This window comes from Saccharopolyspora sp. NPDC002686, assembly GCF_040295745.1.
In the GTDB taxonomy this organism is placed as follows: domain Bacteria; phylum Actinomycetota; class Actinomycetes; order Mycobacteriales; family Pseudonocardiaceae; genus Saccharopolyspora; species Saccharopolyspora oryzae.
Window position 1 is genome coordinate 1 of record NZ_JBEOVY010000533.1, and the last position, 3,505, is coordinate 3,505.

The 3,505-nt window shown below is 71.8% G+C and carries 4 protein-coding genes; 2 read left to right on the forward strand and 2 right to left on the reverse strand.

All coding sequences use genetic code 11. The annotated features are described in order from the left end of the window. Both ABTZ89_RS37060 and ABTZ89_RS37065 read right to left on the reverse strand, forming a co-directional pair. A partial coding sequence (locus ABTZ89_RS37060; RefSeq protein ID WP_351053794.1) for a nucleotidyltransferase domain-containing protein occupies window positions 1-421 on the reverse strand: 421 nt, incomplete at its 3' end. A gap of 121 nt (window positions 422-542) precedes the next feature. After that, window positions 543-1,466, reverse strand: a complete 924-nt coding sequence (locus ABTZ89_RS37065; RefSeq protein WP_351053796.1) for a branched-chain amino acid transaminase — start codon at window positions 1,464-1,466, stop codon at window positions 543-545. Between the two features lie 128 nt (window positions 1,467-1,594). Between ABTZ89_RS37065 and ABTZ89_RS37070 the strand changes: the two genes are divergently transcribed. Together ABTZ89_RS37070 and ABTZ89_RS37075 are read left to right on the forward strand one after the other, a co-directional pair. Then, window positions 1,595-2,920 carry an aminotransferase-like domain-containing protein gene (locus ABTZ89_RS37070; RefSeq protein WP_351053799.1) on the forward strand — a complete coding sequence of 442 codons (1,326 nt, stop codon included), beginning with the start codon at window positions 1,595-1,597 and terminating at the stop codon, window positions 2,918-2,920. A gap of 126 nt (window positions 2,921-3,046) precedes the next feature. Next, entirely contained in the window at window positions 3,047-3,421 is a 375-nt protein-coding gene (locus ABTZ89_RS37075; RefSeq protein ID WP_270950156.1) for an FKBP-type peptidyl-prolyl cis-trans isomerase, read from the forward strand. The last annotated feature ends 84 nt before the right edge of the window (window positions 3,422-3,505 follow it).

Below are 3,505 nucleotides of genomic sequence, written 5' to 3' on the forward strand. Positions count from 1 at the left end.
CGGTGTTGTGGACCGGGTTGAGGGCGACCGCGCCCCCCGCGAGGTGGGCGGTTCTGCCCGCCGGGTTCAACTTCTGCGCCGCCCAGTCCCCCCGCCGGGGGGGGCCCGCCTCGTCCTGGGGCGCCCCCACGTCGAGGTCGCGGTAGTGGACGTCCACCGGTCGATCGTCGATCCGCAGCCAGGCACCGCCGTTGAACACACCACCGCCCCAGGCGCCGAGCTCGGACACCTCGCCCGCCCAGCCGACGTCCCGCAGGTCCTGCGGCTCGAACCGGCCGCGGTAGTAGATCGCGAAGTCCCAGTCGCTGTCGTCGCGGTGCGTCCCCTGGGCGCGAGATCCGCCGAGGCTCACCGCACGCACACCCGGCAGCCCGGCGAGCCGATCGGCGACCTGGACCTGAAATTCGGCATCTTCCAGCACGAAAAGCTCCTCCAACGCGTGAAAAACCAGCACGACCGGCGGGTTTCGCCTTGTCGTGCGCGGAGAACCCGCCGGTTCGGCGGGTGGAGATCACTGCGCGGAGCCCATGCGGCGGAGGTTATCAGCCGCGCTCGTCGACGAAGGTCAGCCAGTGGCGGTAGCGCTCGTCCGCACCGGTCACAGCGGCATTGAACGCGTCGCGGATCTTGCTGGTCACCGGGCCGGGCGCGCCGATCTCCCGGTTGTCGACCGACTGCACTGGCGTCACCTCGGCCGCGGTGCCGCACAGGAACATCTCGTCGGCGGCGTAGAGGTCGGACCGCAGCAGGTTCTCGCGCCGCACGGTGATCCCCAGGTCCGCGGCCAACGTCCCGACCGTGTCCTGCGTGATGCCTTCCAGCGCACCGGCACTGGACGGCGGGGTGTAGAGCACGTCGCCGCGCCGGACGAAGACGTTCTCGCCGGAGCACTCGCTCACGTACCCGTCGGTGCTCAGCAGCACCGCTTCGTCGAAGCCGGCCTCGCGTGCTTCGAGCTTGGCCAGGGCGGAGTTCAGATAAGGGCCGGTGGCCTTGGCCGCGGTCGGCACCACGGTCGGATCGTTGCGCCGCCAGGAACTCGTCATCAGCCGGACGCCCTGCTCGGCCGCGTCGCCGAGGTAGGCGCCCCACTCCCAGCTGCTGATCGACATCTGCACCTCAGCACCGGTGGGGTCGACGCCCATCGCGCCGTAGCCGAGGTGGGCGAGCTGGCGCACGTAGCAGGAGCGGTGGCCGTTGGCGCGCACCAGTTCCACCGTCGCCGCGCGCAGTTCCGCCTTGTCGTACGGCAACGCCATGCGCAGCATCTTGGCGCTGCGGAACAGCCGGTCCAGGTGCTCGTCGAGCCGGAACAGCGCCGGTCCGTCCGATGTGGAGTACGCGCGGACGCCTTCGAACACGCCGGTGCCGTAGTGCAGTCCGTGGCTGAGCACGTGGATCCGGGCGTCCTGCCACGGAACGAGCTCGCCGTCCATCCAGATGTGGTCCGCCTCGGTCAGCGCCATCGCTGCTCCTCCCGCCAAAGTGGCCGATCTCGCGATGTGGAACAAGCCACTTCACGATCAAGTGACACGTTAGCAAGTGGATCGCTCAACCACTAGGAAAACAGCCTCCCTGCGGCAGAATGGCGCGCATGCCTTCCCCCGATGTGGACCAGTTCGCCGCGCTGATCCGCGACCGACTCCGCCACGGGAACGGACCGCTGAGCCGCCGGCTCGCCGCTGCGCTCACCGACCTCGCGCGCACCGGCGCACTCAGCCCCGGCACCCGCCTGCCCTCCGAGCGCGACCTGGCCCGCGTGCTGGAGTGCAGCCGCGGCGCGGTCGCCGCCGCGTTCAACGCGCTCTTCGAGGACGGGATCTGCGAGCGCAAGCACGGCAGCGGCACCTACCTCGCCGCATCCGGTGCCGCCTCGGCGATGGACCGCTTGCTGAGCCCCGGCGCGGTGTTCGCCGATCTGTCCACATCGGTCGTGCCCGACCCCGCGCACCTGCAGCTGCCCAAGCTGGATCCCGCCGCGCTCCTGCACACCCCGAGCAGGCACGGCTACGACCGGCTCGGCGAGCCGGGCCTGCTGGAACTGCTCGGCGACGTGCTGATCACCAGCGGCGGGCAGCAGGGCATCGACCTGAGCACCCGCTGCCTGGCCCGCCCCGGCGAAGCGGTGCTGGTCGAGGAACCCACCTACCCCGGCGCGCTGGCCGCCATCTCCAGCTGCGGAGCGCGGCCGGTCGCGGTGCCCACCGATCAGCGCGGCATGCTCCCCGAAGCGCTGCGCGAGGCGCTGACCAGGCACCGGCCCGCTTTCGCCTACGTGCAAGCCGTCCGCAACCCCACCGGCGCGGTCTCCGACGCCGAGCGCGTGCGGGAACTGGCCGAGATCGCGCGGGCCGCCGACCTGCCGGTCGTCGCCGACCACACGCTGGCCGAAGTGGTGCACGAAGGCGCGCCGCCCGGCCGGTTCGCCGACACCCACCCGCACGGCACGATCGAGGTCCACTCGCTGTCGAAGGCGTTGTGGGGCGGGCTGCGGGTGGGCTGGCTGGTCGCCCCGGAACCGCTGCGCGCCCAGCTCACCGAGCTGAAGCAGACCGGCGACCTGGCGACCAGCACGGTCAGCCAGCGGCTGGCCGCAGAACTGCTGCGGCACAACGACTTCGCGACCTGGCGCGGCGAACTGGCCCGCCGCCGCGACCACCTGTCCGCCGCCTTGCGCCAGGCACTCCCGGAGTGGACCTGGACCCAGCCCGCGGGCGGCTTGTCGCTGTGGGTGCGCCTGCCCGGCACCGACGCGGACGCCTTCGCCGAACTGGCCCGCGAGAACGGGGTCGCGGTGGCCCCGGGCTCGATGTTCTCCGCCGACCGCCGCCACCGCGACCACCTGCGGCTCAGCTTCGCCCTGCCCCCGGAGCTCCTCGACCAGGCCGTCCCCGCCCTGGCCCTGGCCTGGGCCGGCTGACCGTCACCGCAGCTCGCGAACAGGTAGCAGCACCGATCCCGCACCGGCAGGCGCCTGCGCTCCACATCGGATCGTCCGGGAGAATTCCCCAGCAGCGACGCAACCGCGAATCGAGGGAGAACACCCGTGAACATCGAGAAGCCGAAGATCGCCAAGCCCACCGGTGAGCCACCGGCCGAACTGGTGATCAAGGACATCACCGTCGGCGACGGCAAGGAGGCCACCGCGGGCACCGCGGTCGCCGTCCACTACGTGGGCGTCTCGCACAGCACCGGCAAGGAGTTCGACGCCAGCTGGAACCGCGGCGAACCGCTGCGGATCCAGCTCGGGGCCGGTCAGGTCATCGAGGGCTGGGACCAGGGCCTGCAGGGCATGCGGGTGGGCGGCCGCCGCCAGCTCGTCATCCCGCCGCACATGGCCTACGGCGAGCGCGGCGCGGGCGGCGTCATCGCCCCCAACGAGACCCTGGTCTTCGTCTGCGACCTCGTGGACGCCCGCTGACCAGCGTCTCGGCTGCGGGTGCCGTGGGCCCACGGCACCCGCAGGGCTAGCCCAGGCGCAACCAGATCGGAAGAGCGGCGGGGA